This is a genomic window from Caulobacter sp. DMC95, assembly GCF_056313785.1.
In genome coordinates this window covers 213,582-230,976 of sequence record NZ_JBQUZP010000002.1, presented here as the reverse complement: position 1 = coordinate 230,976, position 17,395 = coordinate 213,582, and the positions used below count along the sequence as shown (strand labels likewise).

Below are 17,395 nucleotides of genomic sequence, written 5' to 3'. Positions count from 1 at the left end.
AAAGGCCCGGCCTTTCGGCCGAGCCCTTCTTGCAATCACATTCGATCAGACGCTTACGCGTTGCCGACCACTTGGCCTTCGGCCTGGGCCTTGCGCGCGGCGTAGACGCCGGCGAAGTCGATCGGATCGATCAGGAACGGCGGGAAGCCGCCTTCGGCCGTCACGTCCGAGATCAGACGACGGGCGTAGGGGAACAGGAAGCGCGGGCACTCGATCAGCAGCACCGGCTCCAGATCCTGCTCTGGGATACCGGCGATGTGGAACAGGCCGCCATAGACCACTTCAACGTGGAACACGGCTTGGCCTTCGCGCTCGGCGCGGGCCGACAGCTTCAGGTCGACTTCGAACAGGCCATCGGCGCGACCGCGCGCGTTCATTTCCACGCCCATGTCGATGGCGGGCTGGGCGCCGCCGGCGCGCAGCGCGTCGGGAGCGAGCGGGTTCTCAAACGAGAAATCGCGGACGAACTGAGCCAGGATGCGGATGCCCGCTTGGCCGGCCTCGGCGCCGTCCGGGGTCGCCTCGGGGGCGGTGGTGTCGGTCATTAGGATAAAATCCGTAATCGGCGGCTAGAACGCCAAAAGAAAGGTGGGCGCTGCTACCATGAGGGCTGGTCTGGCGCAACGTCAGGCGCCTGACGGGCGAACCTGTCTCACCTATATAGATACCATCTCCAGGGCCTAAAGCCCGCTGCCGGACCCCGACGTGTTCCAGATCCTGTTCCTTGCCGCCGTGGCCGCCGTTGTACTCTACCAGCTGTACGCGACCCTTGGTCGTCGCGTCGGCCGGCAACCCGAAGACGTTGCTGTGACGGCGACGTCGGGCGCCGCGTCCGCGCCGGTAGATCCGATCCTGCAAGCCGAGGGCGTGGCCACCCTCAAGGCGCGCCAACCTGACTTCGATCCCAGCCGCTTCCTGACGGGGGCCCGCGCCGCCTATGAGCAGATCGTCAAGGCCTACGCCGAAGGTGATCGCGAGACGCTCAAGCCGCTGCTGGCGCCCGACGTCATGGAAAACTTCGAGCGCGCCATGGCTGCTCGCGAAGCGGCCGGGCGCACGGAAAAGGTCGAGTTCCTGACGCCGCCGCGCGTTGATCTTGAGCGCGTCGATGTGGTGGGCGACACGGCCAAGGCCGTGGTGCGCATCCTGGCGGAAGTCCGCACTCGCACAAAGGACGAGCGTGGCGAGGGTGTCGACGACCGCCGCACCGCCGAACTCTGGACGTTCGAGCGCGAGGTCAAGAGCACTGACCCGAACTGGAACCTTTCGTTCGTGGCCGCCGCCGAGGCCTGATGATCCGCCTGTCCTGCTCTTCGCTGGCGCCGGCCGCCTTGGCGGCGCTGCTGCTCAGTGCGTGCGTCAGCACGCCCTCAGCGCCCCCGACGGTCGCCCCGCCCGCTCCGCCAGCGACCCCTCCGCCCCCTACCGCGCCCGTCGCGCAAGAGCCGGCGCCGACCGCGCTGTCTTTCGAGAAGCTCGCGGGTTGGGCGCAGGAGGACCATCTTGCGGCGCTGGACGCCTTCCGCGCCGGCTGTGGCGTGTCCAAGGATCCGAGCGTCACGCGGGCGTGCGGTCTAGCTAAGGCGGCGAAGGACCTTGATGGCTCGGCCGCTCGGGCCTTCATCGAGGCCAACTTCCGGATTGAGCCTGTCGGCGGCGACGGTGCTGGCGCGGACGGTCTGCTGACCGCCTATTTCGCGCCACAGTACGAGGCGCGCATGTCGCGCAACGCCGAATTCAGTGCGCCCCTGCGCGGACTGCCCTCAGATCTGGTGGTGCTGGATCTCGGCCCCTTCGAACCCGCCCTGGTCGGCAAGAAGATCACAGGCCATGTCGAGGGCTCGACCTTCGTGCCTTATCCCGATCGGGCCGAGATTGAGGCGGTCGCCACCGACAAGCCTCTGGCGTGGATGAGGCCCGAAGAGCTGTTTTTCCTACAAATCCAGGGCTCCGGTGTTCTGGTGCTGCCAGACGGCCGTCGGGTCCGCGCGGTTTTTGCCGGCACCAACGGCAGGCCATTCGTCGGGATCGCGATCGCCATGCGCGACAAGGGCCTGCTCGCCGACAACAACACTTCGGCCGAGTCCATCCGGACCTGGCTGGCCGAGAATCGGGGTCCCGAAGCCGATGCGATCATGCGGCTGAACCCACGCTATGTCTTCTTCCGCACGGTTCCTGACGACGGCAAGGAGCCCGCCGGGGCCGCCGGTGTGGCCCTGCCGTCCGGCCGCGCGATCGCTGTTGATCCGAGCCATCACGCCTATGGCGGCTTCTATTGGCTGGACGCCGCTGCGCCGAAACTGGCGGGAGCCTTCCCGGTCTATCGACGGGCGGTGATCGCGCTGGACACCGGCGGCGCCATCAAGGGCCAAGTGCGGGCTGATCTCTATATGGGCTCTGGCGCCGCCGCCGGCGTCGAGGCCGGTCGTGTACGCCACACCTTGCGTCTCTATCGGCTGACGCCGAACCCTTAGCGTGAGCAAGAAGCCGCCACCCGGACCGGAAGACGACAAGCGCCTTTGGCGGCTCGTCGCCTCGACCGTGACGCCGCGCGCGCCGGTCAAGCCTGAGAAGATGCGCAGTAAGGCGCGGATCCGGCCCTCGTTGAAGGCCGACACCGCCCTGCCGGCCGACCCGCCGACCCGTCTCGCCTCGATCGCCCCGCTGCGGCTGCATCCCGAGGACCTGAAGCCGGCCGCGCCAAAGCCGATCAAGGGCCCGGCGGGCCACATCGAGCCCAATCGCAAGCTGCGGATCGTCAAGGAACGCGACCCGATCGGTGCGCGACTAGACATGCACGGCCTCGACCAGGACCAGGCTCGCGCGACACTGGAAGCCTTCATCCGCCGCTCATTCGGGCAGGGCCACCGGGCGGTGCTAGTTATCACCGGCAAGGGCAGGGTGGGGCAGGGGGTTTTGCGCACCCGGACGCCCGAGTGGCTGACCGACCCGTCGCTGCGCGAGATGGTCGCCGGCGTCTCCACCGCCGACCGCCGGCACGGCGGCGAAGGGGCGTTATACGTGGCGCTGAAGCGGCGGGTTTAACCCTTCCGCGACGCCTTTTCGGCGATGCCGGACGTTCCCTCGCGGGCTTCCAGCTTTTCAGCCACGGCGTCCAGCGAGACGCCAGAGGCGGCCATCAGGGCCAGCCAGTGGTAGAGCAGATCCGCGCTTTCGGCCGCCAGGGCGTCAGACCCTTGCGCGACCGCGGCGATCACCGTTTCAACGGCTTCCTCGCCCAGCTTCTTGGCGGCGAGGGCCGGGTCGTTCAGCAGCTTGGCGGTGTACGACACCGACGCATCGCCACCCTTGCGGGCCTCGATCGTCGCGGCCAGGCGTTTCAGGACGTTTGTCAGGCGCTCGCTCATGCGGCCCCCTTCAGCGCGTCGAGGCGCACAGGGATGCCGGCGTCGGCCATGGCCTGCTTGGCCTCGCCGATCGAGATTTCGCCGAAGTGGAAGATCGAGGCGGCCAGGACGGCGGCGGCGTGGCCGTCGCGAGCGGCTTCGACCAGGTGTTCGGTCTTGCCGGCCCCACCCGAGGCGATCACCGGCACATTGACCGCGCCCGTGACGGCCTTCAGGAGCGGGATGTCGTAGCCGATCTTGGCGCCGTCGCGGTCCATCGAGGTCAGCAGGATCTCGCCCGCGCCGCGCTCGACCACCTCGGTGGCCCATTCGACGACGTCGAGGCCGGTGTCCTTGCGGCCGCCATAGGTCCAGACGTTCCAACCGGAGCCGTCCTCGCGCGCCTTGGCGTCGATGGCCACGACCACGCACTGCGCCCCGAAAGCGTCCGCCCCGCCTGCGATCAGGTCAGGGTTTTCGACAGCGGCCGTGTTGACCGAGACCTTGTCGGCGCCGGCCAGCAACAGGCGGCGCATGTCAGACACCTGCCGCACGCCGCCGCCTACGGAGACGGGCATGAAACAGACCTCCGCCGTGCGCGAGATGACGTCCAGGATCAGGCCCCGGCCTTCGCTCGAGGCGGTGATGTCCAGGAACATCAGTTCGTCGGCGCCGGCGGCGTCATAGGCGCGGGCCTGCTCCACCGGGTCGCCGGCGTCGCGCAGGGAGACGAAGTTGACCCCCTTGACCACCCGCCCGTCCTTCACGTCGAGGCAGGGAATGATCCGGGTCTTCAGCATCAGGCGGCCGCCGCGATCAGAGCTTCGGACGGCTTGATGGTGCCGGCATAGAGCGAGCGGCCCAGGATCGCGCCAGCGATCTCGACGCCCTTGCGAGCCTTCAGGCGCTCGATGTCTGCCACGGCGGCGACGCCGCCCGAGGCGATGACGGGAATAGAGACCGCGTCGGCCAGCTCGCCCACGCCCTCGACATTAACCCCCGTCAGGGCGCCGTCGCGGCTGATGTCGGTGACGATAAGGGCCGCGACACCGGCGTCCTCAAAGCGCTTGCCGAGCGTGATGGCGTCGATGTCCGAAAGGCCCGTCCAGCCGTCTACGGCGACCTTGCCGTCGCGCACGTCGACCGCCACGGCGATCTGCTCGGGCCACAGGCGCGCGGCCTTCTTGACGAGTTCCGGATCATGCACGGCCACGGTGCCGAGGATGACGCGGGACACGCCCGCTTCAATCCAGGTCTCGACGCCTTCCAGCGTCCGGATGCCGCCGCCCAACTGCACCGGGATCGAGATCGACTCGAGGATCTGTTCGACGGCGGCTGTGTTGACCGACTGGCCCTCAATGGCGCCGTTCAGGTCTACGACATGCAGCCACGAGAAGCCGTCCTGGACGAAGCGCTGGGCCTGGTCGGCGGGCGAGGTGTTGAAGACCGTGGCCTTGTCCATGTCGCCATGCAGCAGGCGCACGCACTGGCCGTCCTTCAGGTCGATGGCCGGATAGAGGATCATGGGCGCCATTCCAGGAAGTTGGCGAGCAGGGCGAGCCCTGATGCTTGTGATTTTTCAGGGTGGAACTGTACGCCCGCGACATTGTCCTTGGCCACAGCGGCCGTGAACGGTCCGCCGTGATCGGCGGTCGCGACGACATCTTCCATATGGGAAGGGGTCAGGGCGAACGAGTTGGCGAAATACATATGGGCGCCGTCGTCGATGCCCGCGAACAGGGCATGAGGACGTGTGAAGCTGATCGCGTTCCAGCCCATGTGCGGGATGGTCAGTGACGGATCGTTGGGCTCCAGCTTCTTCACCTGGCCGGAAATCCAGTTGAGGCCCGGTGTGACGCCGAACTCCAGGCCTTCGGTGGCCAAAAGCTGGTGACCGACGCAGATGCCCATGAACGGGACGCCCCGACCATGGACTGCCTGGTTCATCGCTTCATAGACGCCGGTCGCGTCAAGCCCGGCGCGGCACGAGGCGAAGGCCCCGACGCCGGGCAGGAAGACGCGATCGGCCTTGGCGACAAGGTCGGGGTCAGCGGTGACAACGATGTCGGCGTTCAGGGCGCGGCGGCGGGCCGCCTCACGCAAGGCCTTCTCGGCCGAACGCAGGTTGCCCGACCCGTAATCGATCAGGGCGACGGTCTGCATGAAATCAGGTTCCTACAGCACGCCCTTGGTGGACGGAGCCTGGCCGCCGGTCTTGGGGTCGATCTCGACCGCCTGACGCAGCGCCCGGGCCAGGGCCTTGAAACCGCTTTCGGCGACGTGGTGGGTGTTGTCGCCGTACAGGGTCTCAAGATGCACGCACGCCCCGCTGTTCATGGCGAACGCGTGGTGGAACTCCTTGAAGAGCTCGGTGTCCATCTCGCCGACCTTGGGCCGCTTGAACTCGACCTTCCAGATCAGATAGGGCCGGTTCGACAGGTCGATGGCGCAGCGCGTCAGGGTCTCGTCCATCGGGATATAAGCCGAGCCGAAGCGTCGGATGCCCTTGAAGCCGTCCAGCGCCTTGTTGATCGCTTGGCCCAGCACGATGCCGGTGTCCTCGACCGTGTGGTGCATGTCGATATGCAGGTCGCCCTTGGTCTCGACCTTCAGGTCGAAGCCGCCGTGGCGCGCGAAGCTCTCCAGCATATGGTCGTAGAAACCAATGCCGGTGGAGATCGTCGAGACGCCGGTCCCGTCGAGATCGATCCAGACCCGGATCTGGGTCTCCTTCGTCTCGCGGACCACTTCAGCGGTGCGGGCCATCTGAATCCTAAAGTCCGTTCTTTTGAGCCAGTTCGCGCAGGGAAACCTGCGGACGCGGGCCGTAGTGGTCGATCACCTCGGCGGCCGCCAGGCTGCCCAGCTGGCCACAGATAGGCAGCGGACGGCCCTGCGAAAGGCCAAAGAGGAAACCCGCCGCGTATTGGTCGCCCGCGCCGGTCGTGTCCACGACTTTTTCCACGGGGTAGGCCGAGATTTCGTGCAACTGCCCGTTCGCCGCGACGACCGAGCCCTTCTCGCTACGGGTTACGGCGGCGATCTCGCAACGCTCCGCCAGGGCCTTCACGGCCGCGTCGAAGTCGTCCGTCTCGAACAGCGCGCAGACCTCAGCGGCGTTGGCGAAGACGATGTCGCATTGCGTTTCGACGAAGCCGAGCAGGGCGCCGCGATGGCGGTCGACGACGAAGCTGTCAGACAGGGTCAGAGCGATCTTGCGGCCTGCGCCGTGCGCCAGGGCGGCGGCCTTGGCGAAGGCGCGGCGGGCTTCCGGCGGATCGAACAGGTAGCCTTCCAGATACGAGATCTGCGCGGCCTCGATGATCTCGGGATCGACGTCGGCGGGGTTCAGTTCGACGCAGGCGCCCAGATAGGTCGACATCGTGCGCTGGGCGTCCGGCGTGACATTGATCAGGCTCTGGGCCGTCGCAGGACCTTCGGCCAGCGGCGGGGTCGTGAAGACGCAGCCGATCGCCTTCATGTCGTGGCGGAAGACGCGGCCCAGTTGGTCGTCCGCGACTTTGCCCAGAAACGCGGCCTTGCCGCCGAAGCTGGCGACGCCGGCCACCGTGTTGGCGGCGCTGCCGCCCGAGGCCTCGATCGCCGCCGACATCACGTCGTACAGGCTGGCGGCCCGGGCCGGATCGATCAGGGCCATCGAGCCCTTCACCAGGCCCTCGCGCTCGAGGAAGGCGTCGTCGCACTGGGCGATGACGTCGACGATGGCGTTGCCGATGGCGGCGACGTCGTAGAGCGCGGTCATGGGACGGAAAAACCTTTGAAAGAACAGGACCGAAGGTCCAAGTCGCGTTGCGATTAAAGGATGTGGTCGGCCGTGGCAACGCGAGGGTTGCCCAAAGTCCTGCGACATCCTAGCTGCGCAGTTCTAGCAAGCATGGGTAAACCGATGGTCGACGTTCTGCTCCTGGTGCCCGCCCGCGACGAGCATCGCTATGGCGACAGCTGGTCCACCCTGTTCGAGCGGCTCGCCGCGCCGCTTCGGGCCCAGGGCCTGACGGTCGAGGCGCAGCCGTGGACGGATCCCGTTGAACCTGGCCAGGCGCGCTTGGTCATGCCGTCCCTGGCCTGGGGCTATCACGCCCGGCAGGCGGACTGGTTCGCGCAGCTCGAGGCTTTCGAGGCCAGCGGCGTGCGGATGGTGAACCCGCCTTCGGTTCTGCGGTGGAATGCGACCAAGACCTATCTCGTCGAGCTGGCAGCTAAGGGCGCACCGGTGGTGCCGACCCAGGCTCACGACCATCTGACGGCCGAGGTCGTCGAGGCGGCGTTTGACGCTTTCGGGGTCGCCGAGGTGGTGGTCAAGCCGCAGGTCTCGGCCGGATCTCACGAGACGATCCGGGTCAAGCGTGGAGGGTCTCTGGCTGGCGGCCCGAACGGTCCGGCGCTCATCCAGCCCTTCCTGCCGGCGGTGGGCGAGGAGGGGGAGCTGTCCCTCTTCTATTTCGACGGTCACTTCAGCCACGCCGTCGCCAAGGTCGCGGTCGAGGGCGACTTCCGGGTCCAGCCTCAGTTCGGCGGCCGAGTGAGCCAGATAGCGCCCGAGCCGGAAGCCCTACGCGCCGCCGCCATTGTGCTGGAGGCCGCCGGTCGCCCCCTGACCTATGCTCGGGTCGATCTGATCCGGGGATTGGATCGCACGCCCCAGTTGATGGAGCTCGAGGTCATCGAGCCAGACCTCTTCCTGGAGCACGCCCACGACAAGGGCGCGGCGTTTGCGGCGGCGGTGATGCGGGCGATCGGCTAGCTCAGCAGACTCCCACCTGACTTCGCCTTGCGAAGTCGTCCGCCCCCATAGGGGGCGGAAGGCCCAAACCCTCCTTCTTCTCCTTCTGGGGGAGGAGCGCCGCCGGCGCGGAGGGGCAAGTCACGCCCCCAGAAACAGCTCCCGAGACGGGCAAAGATCGCTGATCTTGCAGATCTCGCACTTGGGCTTCCTCGCCACGCAGACATAGCGGCCGTGCAGGATCAGCCAGTGGTGCGCGCGAGTCTGGTAGGGCGGGGGGACCACCCGCATCAGGTCCTGCTCGACGGCGTCGGGGGTCTTGCCAGCCGACAGCTTCAGGCGATGCGATACCCGGAAGACATGGGTGTCGACGGCTATGGCGGGCTCTATGTCCAGCTCGTTCAGCACCACGCTGGCGGTTTTTCGGCCTACCCCCGGGAGCGCCTCAAGCTCCTCTCGGTTCAAGGGAACCTGACCGGCATGCTTCTCGATGATGATCCGGGCGGCGGCGATGACGTTCTTGGCCTTGCTGCGGAACAGGCCGATCGAGGCGATGTACTTGATCAGCCCCTCTTCCCCGAGCGCCAGCATCGCTTCGGCGCTGTTGGCGACCTGAAACAACGGGCCGGTGGCCTTATTGACCTGAACGTCGGTGGCCTGGGCCGACAGCGCGACCGCCGTGACCAGTTCATAGGCGTTCGAATAGTTCAGCTCGGTCTTGGGATGCAGGTCTAGGCCCTCGAACCGGTCGAACAGAACGGCGACGCGTTCGCGCTGGGCCGGTGAGAGCCGTTTTACGGGCTTCTTGGCGGCCTTGCGCACGGGCGCCTTGGTGACCGAAGCGGCTTTGCGGGGAGTCTTGACCATGAGGCGACCATGCCGTGGGGGACTCCGCTCGCCAAGAGCGCGGCTGACACCTAAATTCGCGCCATGGCCAAGCCGATCTACATGGACCGTGTGATCGCACCGCACCGCTCGCTGAGCCCGCAGGGCGGCGCGGTGCTGTTGGCCGTCGTGATGGGGTTCAACGTGCTGGTGGCGATCTTCCTGATCGTGGTCCGCGCGCCGCCGGTTCTGCCGTTCCTGGGGCTCGACGTCCTGGCGCTGTGGATTGCTCTTCGGGCCAGCGAACGGGCCGCGCGCCGGGTAGAGCGCATCCAGGTCACTGCCGAGGCTGTGACGGTTAGTCGCGAGGATGAGAAGGGCGCACGCACGGTCTGGACCTCGCCGACCGCCTTCACCCGCGTGGACCTCGACCATCCGGGAGAGCACGACGTCCGGGTTCGCTTGATGATCCATCGCAGGCGTTTGACCCTGGCCCGCGCGCTGGGCCCGGATCAGCGTGCGGAACTGGCCGATGCGCTGCAGGACGCGATCCGCGCGGCCCGCAGCGAGCGCTGGTCGTGAACGCCGCAAGAACCGGGCGGACGGCGCGAGTTCGAGAGCCTAGCCTATGACCATGGCTTACGACGCATCCCCCTTTTCCGACGCCATTTCCGAGGCGGCCCGCCAGGAGCTTGCCCGCTTGGCGGAACGCTCGGTCGACTATCACCGGATGGCCAAGGCGCTCGACTGGTTGGCTGAGCGGTGGTCGGACCATCCGTCCCTCGACGATGCGGCCCAAGCGGTGGGCCTGTCGCCTTTCCATTTCCAGCGCATCTTCACCCGCTGGGCCGGGGTCAGCCCCAAGACCTTTGTCTCGGCCATCGCCCATGCCGAGGCGCGGCGCTCGCTGGAGGCTGGCGGCACGGTGCTGGACGCCGCCTTCGACGCTGGGCTTTCGGGGCCCTCGCGCCTGCATGATCTGTTCATCGCCCAGGAGGCGGCCACGCCGGGTGAGGTTCGTCGGCGCGGCGCGGGCATGCGGTTGCGCTGGGGCTGGGCGCCGACACCGTTCGGCAGAGGTCTTTTCGTGATGGCCGATCGTGGTTTGGCCGGCCTGGCGTTCTCCGACGGAGACGACGAGGCCAGCTTCGCTGACATGCATCGCCGCTTTCCCGCCGCTGACTGGGTCCGCGACGACGGCGCCGCTCAGACCATGGCTCTCCGCGCCTTCTCAGGAGGGGAGGGGCCCCTGCCGGTGGTGTTGATCGGCTCGCCGTTCCACATCCAGGTCTGGAAGGCGCTGTTGAATATCAAGGCCGGTGAGACGGCCACCTATGGCCAAGTGGCCGCCTGGGCCGGAAAGCCCAAGGCCTTCCAGGCGACCGGCGGCGCCATCGGGGCCAATCCGATTTCGCTCCTGATCCCCTGCCACCGCGCCATCGCCAAGGACGGCCGGCTGACCGGCTATCACTGGGGTCTTGCTCGCAAGGCGGCGATCCTGGGGATGGAGGCTGTGGCGGCGGCGGGGTGAGTAAAATCCTCTCCCCAAGGGAGAGGTGTCGGCGAAGCCGACGGAGAGGGATGAGGCCGGTTCAGCAGAACTTCCCCCTCCGGTCGCTTCGCGACCACCTCCCCCACGAGGGGGAGGATTTGTGATTACAGGATAAAGCGACTGAGATCCGCATTGGCCGCCAGCGCGCCCACGCGCTCGGTCACATAGGCCGCGTCGATCGTCACGGTGTCGCCGCCGCGATCGGCTGCGCTGAAGCTGATCTCCTCGACCACCTTCTCCATGATCGTCTGCAGGCGGCGGGCGCCGATGTTCTCGACCGAGCCGTTCACAGCCACGGCCGCGTCGGCCAAGGCGTCGATCGCCTCGTCGGTGAAGACCAGCGTGACCTCTTCGGTCGCCATCAGCGCCTGATGCTGGCGGATCAGGTTGGCTTCCGGCTCAGTCAGAATGCGGCGCATGTCGTCGCGCGATAGGCCCTTCAGCTCCACCCGGATCGGCAGGCGGCCCTGCAGCTCGGGCAAGAGGTCCGACGGCTTGGCGACATGGAAGGCGCCCGAGGCGATGAACAGGATGTGGTCGGTCTTGACCGGCCCGTGCTTGGTCGAGACCGTCGTGCCCTCGATCAGGGGCAGGAGGTCGCGCTGGACCCCTTCGCGACTGACATCGGCGCCGGAGCGCTGAGAGGAGCTGGCGACCTTGTCGATCTCGTCCAGGAACACGATGCCGTGGTTCTCGGCCAGTTCCAGGGCCTCCTGGGTCAGCGCTTCCTGATCCAGCAGCTTGTCGCTCTCCTCGGCGATCAGCGGCGCCCAGGCGCCCGAGACGGTGGTCTTGTGGGTCTTGGTGCGTCCACCGCCCAGCGACTTCATCATGTCCGACAGGTTGAACACCGCCGCACCGGGCTGGCCGGGAATGTCGAAGCTGGGGCCGCCGGTGTCGGCCAGCTGCAGCTCGACCTCCTTGTCGTCCAGTTCGCCGGCGCGCAGCTTTCGGCGGAATGCTTCGCGAGCGGCCGTCGAGCCCGGACCGGTCAGGGCGTCGAGGATGCGCTCCTCGGCGGCCCCCTCGGCCTTTGCCTTCACGGCGGCGCGGCGCTTGTCGCGCACCATGGCCAGGGCGCTTTCGACGAGGTCGCGGACGATCTGGTCGACGTCGCGGCCGACATAGCCGACCTCGGTGAACTTGGTGGCCTCGACCTTCAGGAACGGGGCCTGGGCCAGCTTGGCCAGGCGGCGCGCGATCTCGGTCTTGCCGACGCCTGTGGGACCGATCAGCAGGATGTTCTTCGGCGTGACCTCGTCGCGCAGGTCCGCAGGGACGCGACGACGGCGCCAGCGGTTGCGCAGCGCCACGGCTACGGCCTTCTTGGCCTCAGCGTGACCGACGATGTAGCGGTCGAGCTCGGAAACGATCTCGCGGGGCGAAAACTCGGTCATTATAGGCTTTCGACGGTCAGGTTGCCGTTGGTGTAGACGCAGATCTCGGCGGCGATGCCCATGGCCTTACGGGCGATGTCCTCGGCCGAAAGATCCAGATCGATCAACGCCTTGCCGGCCGCCAGGGCGTAGTTGCCGCCCGAGCCGATCGCCGCAACCGCGCCGCCGCCAAGGCTCTCGCCCGGCTCCAGCACATCGCCGACGCCCGTGACGGTGTAGATGGCGGTCTTGTCGGCGACCAGCAGCATGGCTTCCAGCTTGCGCAGGTAGCGATCGGTTCGCCAGTCCTTGGCCAGATCGACGCAAGCGCGGGCCAGCTGGTCGGGATACTGTTCCAGTTTAGCTTCCAAGCGCTCAATGAGCGTGAAGGCGTCTGCCGTCGCCCCGGCGAAGCCCGCGACCACCTTGCCGCCGGCCAGGCGACGCACCTTGCGGGCGTTGCCCTTGACGACGGTTGGCCCCATGGAGACCTGTCCGTCGCCGGCGATCACGGTCGAGCCGTTCTTGCGCACCGCCAGAATGGTCGTGCCGTGCCAGTCGGGGAAGGAAGAGCTGTTGCTTTGCATGGCTTCGCATGTGGCGAGGCCGGGCCGGAGGGTCAAGCGCCATGAGTTTTTCGGAAGCCGAAGTTGAGCGCTACGCCCGCCATCTGGTGCTGCGTGAGGTCGGTGGCCCGGGCCAGCAGAAGCTGAAGGCCGCGCGGGTTCTGGTGGTGGGGGCGGGCGGCCTCGGCGCGCCCGCTGCGCTGTATCTGGCCGCCGCCGGGGTCGGGACGATCGGGCTGGTCGACCCGGACATGGTTTCACTGTCGAACCTGCAGCGTCAGGTGCTCTACGCCACCGCCGACATCGGCCGACCCAAGGTGGAGGCGGCCAGCGCGCGCCTGGGCGCGCTGAATCCGAACACGACCATCGAGACCCATCCGGTATGGCTGGATGCGTCCAACGCCGAGGCGGTGGTTTCCGGGTATGACCTCGTCCTCGACGGCACCGACGACTTTGTAACCCGCTTCGCCGTCAGCGACGCCTGTCTCGCGCAGGGCAAGCCCCTGGTCAGCGGCGCCCTGGGGCGTTGGACAGGTCAGGTCGGCGTGTTCCATGGCCAGCCCTGCTATCGGTGCCTGGTGCCCGATGTCCCGCCGGATGCGGAGACCTGCGCGATGGTCGGCGTGGTCGGGGCGCTCGCCGGGGTGATCGGCTCCATGATGGCCCTGGAGGCGGTAAAGCTCATCACCGGCGCCGGTGAGCCCCTTTCTGGGCGCTTGCTGATCTACGACGGCTTGGCCGGCGAAACGCGTACGGTCCGGATCGGGCGCGACACTCAGTGCCCGTCCTGCGGCGCTTGACCTCCCTAGCGTAACGCCGTTCGCTATGGGGCTCACCTTCTGTGGGAGTCTTGGATGAAAACCTGGGCGCGGGGCCTGGCGATCACGCTGGGTGTGTTGATCGCTCTCGCCGTGGGAGCCTGGTTTCTGTTGCAGAGGCCGGATATTCCCTATGCGACGCTTGAGGCCAAGTATGGCTATCCGGACTCGCAATACATGGATCTGCCCGGTGGCGTGCGGGCGCACTACCGCGATCTGGGACCGCGAGACGCGCCGGCGATCGTGCTGGTGCACGGCTATTCCGCCTCGACCCACGCTTGGGACGCCTGGGCCGCGCGGCTATCAAAGACCTACCGCGTGGTGGTGCTGGATCTCCCTGGCCACGGCCTGACTCGCACGTCGGGTCCCTATCTCGCGGGCCGCCAGGGATTTGTGGCGGTGGTCGACGCGCTGACGGCTCGGCTGGGTCTTACGCGGTTCACCCTGGCTGGAAACTCGATGGGCGGCGCGGTGGCGTGGACCTATGCGGTCGACCACCCGGACAAGGTTCAGCGGCTTGTCCTGGTTGATGCGGCGGGATGGCCTTCCGAGAAATCGGGTGGGGCGCTGATCTTCACCATACTTCGCCATCCGCTCGGCCGCGCCCTGCTGAAGGACGTCGACACCCGGCCGCTGGTCGCTCAGGGGCTGCGTTCGGGGTACTGGGACCAGAAGCTGGTTACTCCGGCCCTGATCGATCGGTATGTCGAGCTGTCCCGCGGACCCGGTCATCGCGATGTCCTGCTCTCCCTGCAGAGCGGACCCCGTCGCGACGCTACGATCGCCGAGCTTTCAACGATCCATGCCCCGACCCTGATCATGTTCGGCCAGGAGGACAGGATCATTCCCGCCGCCGACGGCGAGAAGTTCCACAAGGCCATACCGGGGGCGACCCTGATCCTCTATCCGGGCGTGGGTCACGTGCCGATGGAGCAGATCCCCGACCGCTCGGCGGCGGACCTGGAGGCCTGGCTGGCCGCGCATCCGGTCGAATAACGCCGTCTTCGGGTTCGTACGGACCTGACAGGGTTGCTGCGGGTCAGCCATATGCGAGCGGACCAGAGGCGCGAGGCGACATGGACGGGTCACGGATAGGGCTGGACGCGCTCAAGGCCAAGGTGATGTCGCCCGAGGATGCTGCTGCGCTGATCCACGCCGGCGAGACCGTCGGCATGAGCGGCTTTACTGGCTCTGGCTATCCCAAGGCTGTCCCTACCGCGTTGGCGCGCCGGATCGAGGCGGAGCACGCGGCGGGCAATCCTTTCAAGCTGCGGGTCTGGACCGGCGCCTCGACGGGACCGGAACTCGACGGCGCCCTGGCCAGGGCCAACGGCATCGAGTTCCGCCTGCCTTACAATTCCGACCCTATCGCCCGCGAGATGATCAATCGCGGCGAGATGGACTATTTCGATATGCACCTGTCGCAAGTGGCGCCGATGGCCTGGCAGGGGTTTCTGGGCCCCCTCGACACCGCCGTCATCGAGGTCACCGGCATCCGACAAGACGGCTCGCTGATCCCGTCCTCCTCGGTGGGCAACAACAAGACCTGGATCGACCGGTCCTCGAAAGTGATCCTCGAGGTGAACCGTTGGCAAAACCCCGCGCTGGAGGGGATGCACGACATCTACTACGGCACGGCCCTGCCGCCGGCGCGCATCCCCATCCCGCTCACACGGCCGGACCAGCGGATCGGCGAGTCCTATTTCCGGTGTGACCCGGCCAAGGTCGTGGCGGTGGTCGAAACCGACACCCCTGACCGCAACCTACCCTTCGACCCGCCGGGCGAGGATCATCGCGCCATCGCCGGCCACCTTCTGGAATTTTTCCGTCACGAGGTGGCGCGCGGACGCCTGCCGGCCAACCTTCTGCCGTTGCAATCAGGCGTCGGTAACATCGCCAATGCGGTGATGTTTGGTCTCGTGGACGGGCCCTTCGACGGCATGACCGCCTATACCGAGGTCCTGCAGGACGGGATGCTGGCGCTGCTGGAATCCGGCAAACTGCTGAGCGCCTCATCGACGGCCTTCTCGCTCAGTCCCGAGGCCGCGCATACGCTGAACGCCGACCTTGACCGGCTCCGCGATCGTCTGGTGCTGCGACCCCAGGAGATCAGCAACCATCCTGAACTGATCCGACGCCAGGGCTGCATCGCCATGAACGGCATGATCGAGGCCGACATCCACGGGGCGGTCAACTCGACGCACCTGATGGGCTCGCGCATCCAGAATGGCATCGGCGGCAGCGGCGATTTTGCTCGCAACGCCTATGTCTCGATCTTCATGGCCCCATCGACGGCCAAGGGCGGCAAGATCTCGACCATTGTCCCCAAGACACCGCACGTCGATCACATCAACCAGGACGTCCAGGTGTTGGTCACTGAGCAAGGCTTGGCTGATCTGCGGGCCCTGTCGCCGCGGCAACGGGCCGAGGTGATCATCGAGAACTGTGCTCACCCGGACTATCGCCCGGCCCTGGAGGACTATCTCGCCCGGGCCCGGCGCGACTCCTACGGCCAGCAGTCGCCGACCCTGCTGATGGAGGCCTTCGCCTGGCATCAGAGGTTCATCGAGGCGGGCGACATGCGCGGGTGAGGTTGCGGCGGATCAAGGCGCCACAGGCTGTCTCCCCGCCATCTGTCGCTTTCGACAGAGCGTGACGCCGAAAGTGGAAATCGGTTTCGGTGCGAGTCGCGCTCTAAGTATCTGATTTAGATCCTCTTTATCGCGTCGAAACGATTCCGCTTTGATGCGCGAGGCTCTAGGAGTTCGCCATGACTGACGCCGACCAGCAGACCGCCTTTGACCAGATCGGCGGCGCCGCGCCGGTCGCGGCGATGGTCAACGCTTTCTACGACCTCATGGAGACTGACCCGGCCTATGCGCGGCTACGCGCGATCCACGCTGACGACCTGACGCCGATGCGCGCTTCACTGACGGGCTTTATCACCGGATGGCTGGGTGGGCCCCGCGACTGGTTTGTTCAGCGGTCGGGCGTCTGCATGATGTCGCTGCATCGCGCCATGCCGATCGACGCCGAACTGGGACGGCAATGGGTCGAGGCCATGGCGCGCGCGATGGGTGAGGCCAAGATCGAACCGGATATGGCGCAGGCCCTGAGCGAGGTCTTCGGCCGGATGTCGGCCAATATGACGACGCGCTGAGGGCCTACAGCATCGCCGGAATGACGCGGTCCGGTGGCCTGTGGCCGTCCATGAAGGTCTTCACGTTGACGATGACCTTCTCGCCCATGTCGATCCGGCCCTCGACCGTGGCCGAGCCCATGTGGGGCAGCAGCACGACGTTGGGCAGTTTCAGGAGCTTGGGATTGATGGCCGGCTCGTGCTCGTAGACGTCGAGACCGGCGCCGGCGATCTCGCCCTTGGCCAGCATATTGGCCAGGGCGCCCTCGTCGATCACCTCGCCGCGCGCGGTGTTGACCACCACGGCGTGGGGGCGCAGCAGCTTCAGGCGACGGGCCGACAGAAGGTGGTAGGTGGCGGGGGTGTGCGGGCAGTTGACCGATACGAAGTCCATTCGGGCCAGCATCTGGTCAAGGCTTTCCCAGTAGGTGCAGCCCAGTTCCTCGGCGATGCGCGGGCTGACAGGCTTGCGGTTGTGGTAGTGCACCTGCATGCCGAACGCCTTGGCGCGACGGGCGACGGCCTGGCCGATGCGGCCCATGCCGATGATGCCCAGGCGCTTGCCCCACAGGCGGCGGCCCAGCATCCAGGTCGGTGACCAGCCATGGAACCCGCCGGCCTTGACCACCTCGGCGCCTTCGACGATCCGGCGCGAGGCGGCCATGATCAGCGTCATGGTCAGGTCAGCGGTGTCTTCGGTCAGCACACCGGGCGTGTTGGTGACGATGATGCCGCGGGCGTTGGCCGTGGCGACGTCGATATTGTCCACGCCGGCGCCAAAATTGGCGATCAGCTTGAGCCGATCGCCGGATCGCGACAGAAGGCGCGAGTCGATGCGATCCGTGATCGTCGGCACGAGCACGTCGGCGCGGCTCATCGCGTCGACCAGTTCGTCCGCCGTCATGGGCTTGTCGGAGACGTTCAGTTCGGTGTCGAACAGTTCGCACATCCGCGTCTCCACCGGATCGGGGAGTTTGCGGGTGACGATGACTTTGAGCTTGCGGGCGGCCATGGGCGGTTTGAAAAGC

General features: G+C 66.9%; 21 protein-coding genes. 10 read left to right on the top strand and 11 right to left on the bottom strand.

The window, feature by feature from the left end:
- Positions 1-53: 53 nt before the first annotated feature.
- Positions 54-545 carry a protein-export chaperone SecB gene (gene secB, locus ACT53N_RS05045; protein ID WP_310214052.1) on the bottom strand — a complete coding sequence of 164 codons (492 nt, stop codon included), beginning with the start codon at positions 543-545 and terminating at the stop codon, positions 54-56.
- A gap of 145 nt (positions 546-690) precedes the next feature.
- Here secB and timA point away from each other — a divergent pair, with 145 nt between their 5' ends.
- From timA to ACT53N_RS05030, 3 genes are read left to right on the top strand one after another with little or no spacing between them, the layout of a single operon-like run.
- On the top strand, positions 691-1,293 hold the full coding sequence (gene timA, locus ACT53N_RS05040) for a TIM44-related membrane protein TimA (RefSeq protein ID WP_476063394.1): 603 nt from the start codon (positions 691-693) through the stop codon (positions 1,291-1,293).
- Positions 1,293-2,474 (top strand): murein transglycosylase A, encoded by a 1,182-nt coding sequence (mltA, locus tag ACT53N_RS05035; protein WP_476062871.1) that lies wholly within the window; start codon positions 1,293-1,295, stop codon positions 2,472-2,474. The genes timA and mltA overlap by 1 nt, the downstream gene beginning before the upstream one ends.
- Before the next feature lies 1 nt (position 2,475).
- Entirely contained in the window at positions 2,476-3,045 is a 570-nt protein-coding gene (locus ACT53N_RS05030; protein ID WP_476062870.1) for a Smr/MutS family protein, read from the top strand.
- On the opposite strand, the gene ACT53N_RS05025 is transcribed toward ACT53N_RS05030, so the two are convergent.
- The 6 genes from ACT53N_RS05025 to ACT53N_RS05000 are packed head-to-tail and all read right to left on the bottom strand — an operon-like array spanning position 3,042 to position 7,110.
- Positions 3,042-3,368 (bottom strand): phosphoribosyl-ATP diphosphatase, encoded by a 327-nt coding sequence (locus tag ACT53N_RS05025; RefSeq protein ID WP_476062869.1) that lies wholly within the window; start codon positions 3,366-3,368, stop codon positions 3,042-3,044. The two genes, ACT53N_RS05030 and ACT53N_RS05025, sit on opposite strands and share 4 nt — an antisense overlap.
- Positions 3,365-4,147, bottom strand: a complete 783-nt coding sequence (gene hisF, locus ACT53N_RS05020; RefSeq protein WP_476062868.1) for an imidazole glycerol phosphate synthase subunit HisF — start codon at positions 4,145-4,147, stop codon at positions 3,365-3,367. Before hisF ends, ACT53N_RS05025 begins: the two co-directional genes overlap by 4 nt.
- Complete coding sequence (gene hisA, locus ACT53N_RS05015) at positions 4,147-4,881, bottom strand: 1-(5-phosphoribosyl)-5-[(5-phosphoribosylamino)methylideneamino]imidazole-4-carboxamide isomerase (protein WP_476062867.1); 735 nt, start codon at positions 4,879-4,881, stop codon at positions 4,147-4,149. Before hisA ends, hisF begins: the two co-directional genes overlap by 1 nt.
- Positions 4,869-5,510, bottom strand: coding sequence for an imidazole glycerol phosphate synthase subunit HisH (gene hisH / locus ACT53N_RS05010; protein ID WP_476062866.1), 642 nt, complete (start codon positions 5,508-5,510; stop codon positions 4,869-4,871). The genes hisA and hisH overlap by 13 nt, the downstream gene beginning before the upstream one ends.
- A gap of 12 nt (positions 5,511-5,522) precedes the next feature.
- Positions 5,523-6,113, bottom strand: a complete 591-nt coding sequence (hisB, locus tag ACT53N_RS05005) for an imidazoleglycerol-phosphate dehydratase HisB (protein ID WP_476062865.1) — start codon at positions 6,111-6,113, stop codon at positions 5,523-5,525.
- A gap of 7 nt (positions 6,114-6,120) precedes the next feature.
- Entirely contained in the window at positions 6,121-7,110 is a 990-nt protein-coding gene (locus ACT53N_RS05000) for an adenosine kinase (RefSeq protein WP_476062864.1), read from the bottom strand.
- A 144-nt stretch (positions 7,111-7,254) separates the two neighbouring features.
- On the opposite strand from ACT53N_RS05000, the gene ACT53N_RS04995 reads away from it, so the two are divergent.
- Positions 7,255-8,112: an ATP-grasp domain-containing protein gene (locus ACT53N_RS04995; protein WP_476062863.1), complete on the top strand. Its 858-nt coding sequence runs from the start codon at positions 7,255-7,257 to the stop codon at positions 8,110-8,112.
- 120 nt (positions 8,113-8,232) lie between these two features.
- Here ACT53N_RS04995 and nth read toward each other — a convergent pair whose 3' ends face one another.
- Entirely contained in the window at positions 8,233-8,958 is a 726-nt protein-coding gene (gene nth / locus ACT53N_RS04990) for an endonuclease III (protein WP_476062862.1), read from the bottom strand.
- Positions 8,959-9,021: 63 nt separating this feature from the next.
- Between nth and ACT53N_RS04985 the strand changes: the two genes are divergently transcribed.
- Together ACT53N_RS04985 and ACT53N_RS04980 are read left to right on the top strand one after the other, a co-directional pair.
- Positions 9,022-9,498 carry a DUF2244 domain-containing protein gene (locus ACT53N_RS04985; RefSeq protein ID WP_476062861.1) on the top strand — a complete coding sequence of 159 codons (477 nt, stop codon included), beginning with the start codon at positions 9,022-9,024 and terminating at the stop codon, positions 9,496-9,498.
- Positions 9,499-9,544: 46 nt separating this feature from the next.
- Positions 9,545-10,447, top strand: a complete 903-nt coding sequence (locus ACT53N_RS04980; protein ID WP_476062860.1) for a methylated-DNA--[protein]-cysteine S-methyltransferase — start codon at positions 9,545-9,547, stop codon at positions 10,445-10,447.
- Between the two features lie 125 nt (positions 10,448-10,572).
- Here ACT53N_RS04980 and hslU read toward each other — a convergent pair whose 3' ends face one another.
- Together hslU and hslV are read right to left on the bottom strand one after the other, a co-directional pair.
- On the bottom strand, positions 10,573-11,865 hold the full coding sequence (gene hslU, locus ACT53N_RS04975) for an ATP-dependent protease ATPase subunit HslU (protein ID WP_476062859.1): 1,293 nt from the start codon (positions 11,863-11,865) through the stop codon (positions 10,573-10,575).
- Positions 11,865-12,467, bottom strand: a complete 603-nt coding sequence (gene hslV, locus ACT53N_RS04970) for an ATP-dependent protease subunit HslV (RefSeq protein ID WP_476062858.1) — start codon at positions 12,465-12,467, stop codon at positions 11,865-11,867. Before hslV ends, hslU begins: the two co-directional genes overlap by 1 nt.
- Before the next feature lie 5 nt (positions 12,468-12,472).
- Here hslV and ACT53N_RS04965 point away from each other — a divergent pair, with 5 nt between their 5' ends.
- The 4 genes from ACT53N_RS04965 to ACT53N_RS04950 all read left to right on the top strand — a co-directional run bounded on the left by ACT53N_RS04965 (position 12,473) and on the right by ACT53N_RS04950 (position 16,388).
- On the top strand, positions 12,473-13,210 hold the full coding sequence (locus ACT53N_RS04965; RefSeq protein WP_476062857.1) for a HesA/MoeB/ThiF family protein: 738 nt from the start codon (positions 12,473-12,475) through the stop codon (positions 13,208-13,210).
- 54 nt (positions 13,211-13,264) lie between these two features.
- On the top strand, positions 13,265-14,224 hold the full coding sequence (locus tag ACT53N_RS04960; protein WP_476062856.1) for an alpha/beta fold hydrolase: 960 nt from the start codon (positions 13,265-13,267) through the stop codon (positions 14,222-14,224).
- Positions 14,225-14,304: 80 nt separating this feature from the next.
- Positions 14,305-15,819, top strand: a complete 1,515-nt coding sequence (locus ACT53N_RS04955) for an acetyl-CoA hydrolase/transferase family protein (protein ID WP_476062855.1) — start codon at positions 14,305-14,307, stop codon at positions 15,817-15,819.
- 179 nt (positions 15,820-15,998) lie between these two features.
- Positions 15,999-16,388 (top strand): group II truncated hemoglobin, encoded by a 390-nt coding sequence (locus ACT53N_RS04950; RefSeq protein WP_476062854.1) that lies wholly within the window; start codon positions 15,999-16,001, stop codon positions 16,386-16,388.
- A 4-nt stretch (positions 16,389-16,392) separates the two neighbouring features.
- Here ACT53N_RS04950 and ACT53N_RS04945 read toward each other — a convergent pair whose 3' ends face one another.
- Entirely contained in the window at positions 16,393-17,379 is a 987-nt protein-coding gene (locus ACT53N_RS04945; protein WP_096053008.1) for a 2-hydroxyacid dehydrogenase, read from the bottom strand.
- Positions 17,380-17,395: the final 16 nt, after the last annotated feature.

Excerpts from the sequence above, each read along its gene's own strand:
- secB (WP_310214052.1), bottom strand. The coding sequence starts at position 545 with ATGACCGACACCACCGCCCCCGAGGCGACCCCGGACGGCGCCGAGGCC.
- mltA (WP_476062871.1), top strand. The coding sequence starts at position 1,293 with ATGATCCGCCTGTCCTGCTCTTCGCTGGCGCCGGCCGCCTTGGCGGCG.
- ACT53N_RS05025 (WP_476062869.1), bottom strand. The coding sequence starts at position 3,368 with ATGAGCGAGCGCCTGACAAACGTCCTGAAACGCCTGGCCGCGACGATC.
- hisF (WP_476062868.1), bottom strand. The coding sequence starts at position 4,147 with ATGCTGAAGACCCGGATCATTCCCTGCCTCGACGTGAAGGACGGGCGG.
- hisA (WP_476062867.1), bottom strand. The coding sequence starts at position 4,881 with ATGGCGCCCATGATCCTCTATCCGGCCATCGACCTGAAGGACGGCCAG.
- hisH (WP_476062866.1), bottom strand. The coding sequence starts at position 5,510 with ATGCAGACCGTCGCCCTGATCGATTACGGGTCGGGCAACCTGCGTTCG.
- hisB (WP_476062865.1), bottom strand. The coding sequence starts at position 6,113 with ATGGCCCGCACCGCTGAAGTGGTCCGCGAGACGAAGGAGACCCAGATC.
- ACT53N_RS05000 (WP_476062864.1), bottom strand. The coding sequence starts at position 7,110 with ATGACCGCGCTCTACGACGTCGCCGCCATCGGCAACGCCATCGTCGAC.
- ACT53N_RS04995 (WP_476062863.1), top strand. The coding sequence starts at position 7,255 with ATGGTCGACGTTCTGCTCCTGGTGCCCGCCCGCGACGAGCATCGCTAT.
- nth (WP_476062862.1), bottom strand. The coding sequence starts at position 8,958 with ATGGTCAAGACTCCCCGCAAAGCCGCTTCGGTCACCAAGGCGCCCGTG.
- ACT53N_RS04985 (WP_476062861.1), top strand. The coding sequence starts at position 9,022 with ATGGCCAAGCCGATCTACATGGACCGTGTGATCGCACCGCACCGCTCG.
- ACT53N_RS04980 (WP_476062860.1), top strand. The coding sequence starts at position 9,545 with ATGACCATGGCTTACGACGCATCCCCCTTTTCCGACGCCATTTCCGAG.
- hslU (WP_476062859.1), bottom strand. The coding sequence starts at position 11,865 with ATGACCGAGTTTTCGCCCCGCGAGATCGTTTCCGAGCTCGACCGCTAC.
- ACT53N_RS04965 (WP_476062857.1), top strand. The coding sequence starts at position 12,473 with ATGAGTTTTTCGGAAGCCGAAGTTGAGCGCTACGCCCGCCATCTGGTG.
- ACT53N_RS04960 (WP_476062856.1), top strand. The coding sequence starts at position 13,265 with ATGAAAACCTGGGCGCGGGGCCTGGCGATCACGCTGGGTGTGTTGATC.
- ACT53N_RS04955 (WP_476062855.1), top strand. The coding sequence starts at position 14,305 with ATGGACGGGTCACGGATAGGGCTGGACGCGCTCAAGGCCAAGGTGATG.
- ACT53N_RS04950 (WP_476062854.1), top strand. The coding sequence starts at position 15,999 with ATGACTGACGCCGACCAGCAGACCGCCTTTGACCAGATCGGCGGCGCC.
- ACT53N_RS04945 (WP_096053008.1), bottom strand. The coding sequence starts at position 17,379 with ATGGCCGCCCGCAAGCTCAAAGTCATCGTCACCCGCAAACTCCCCGAT.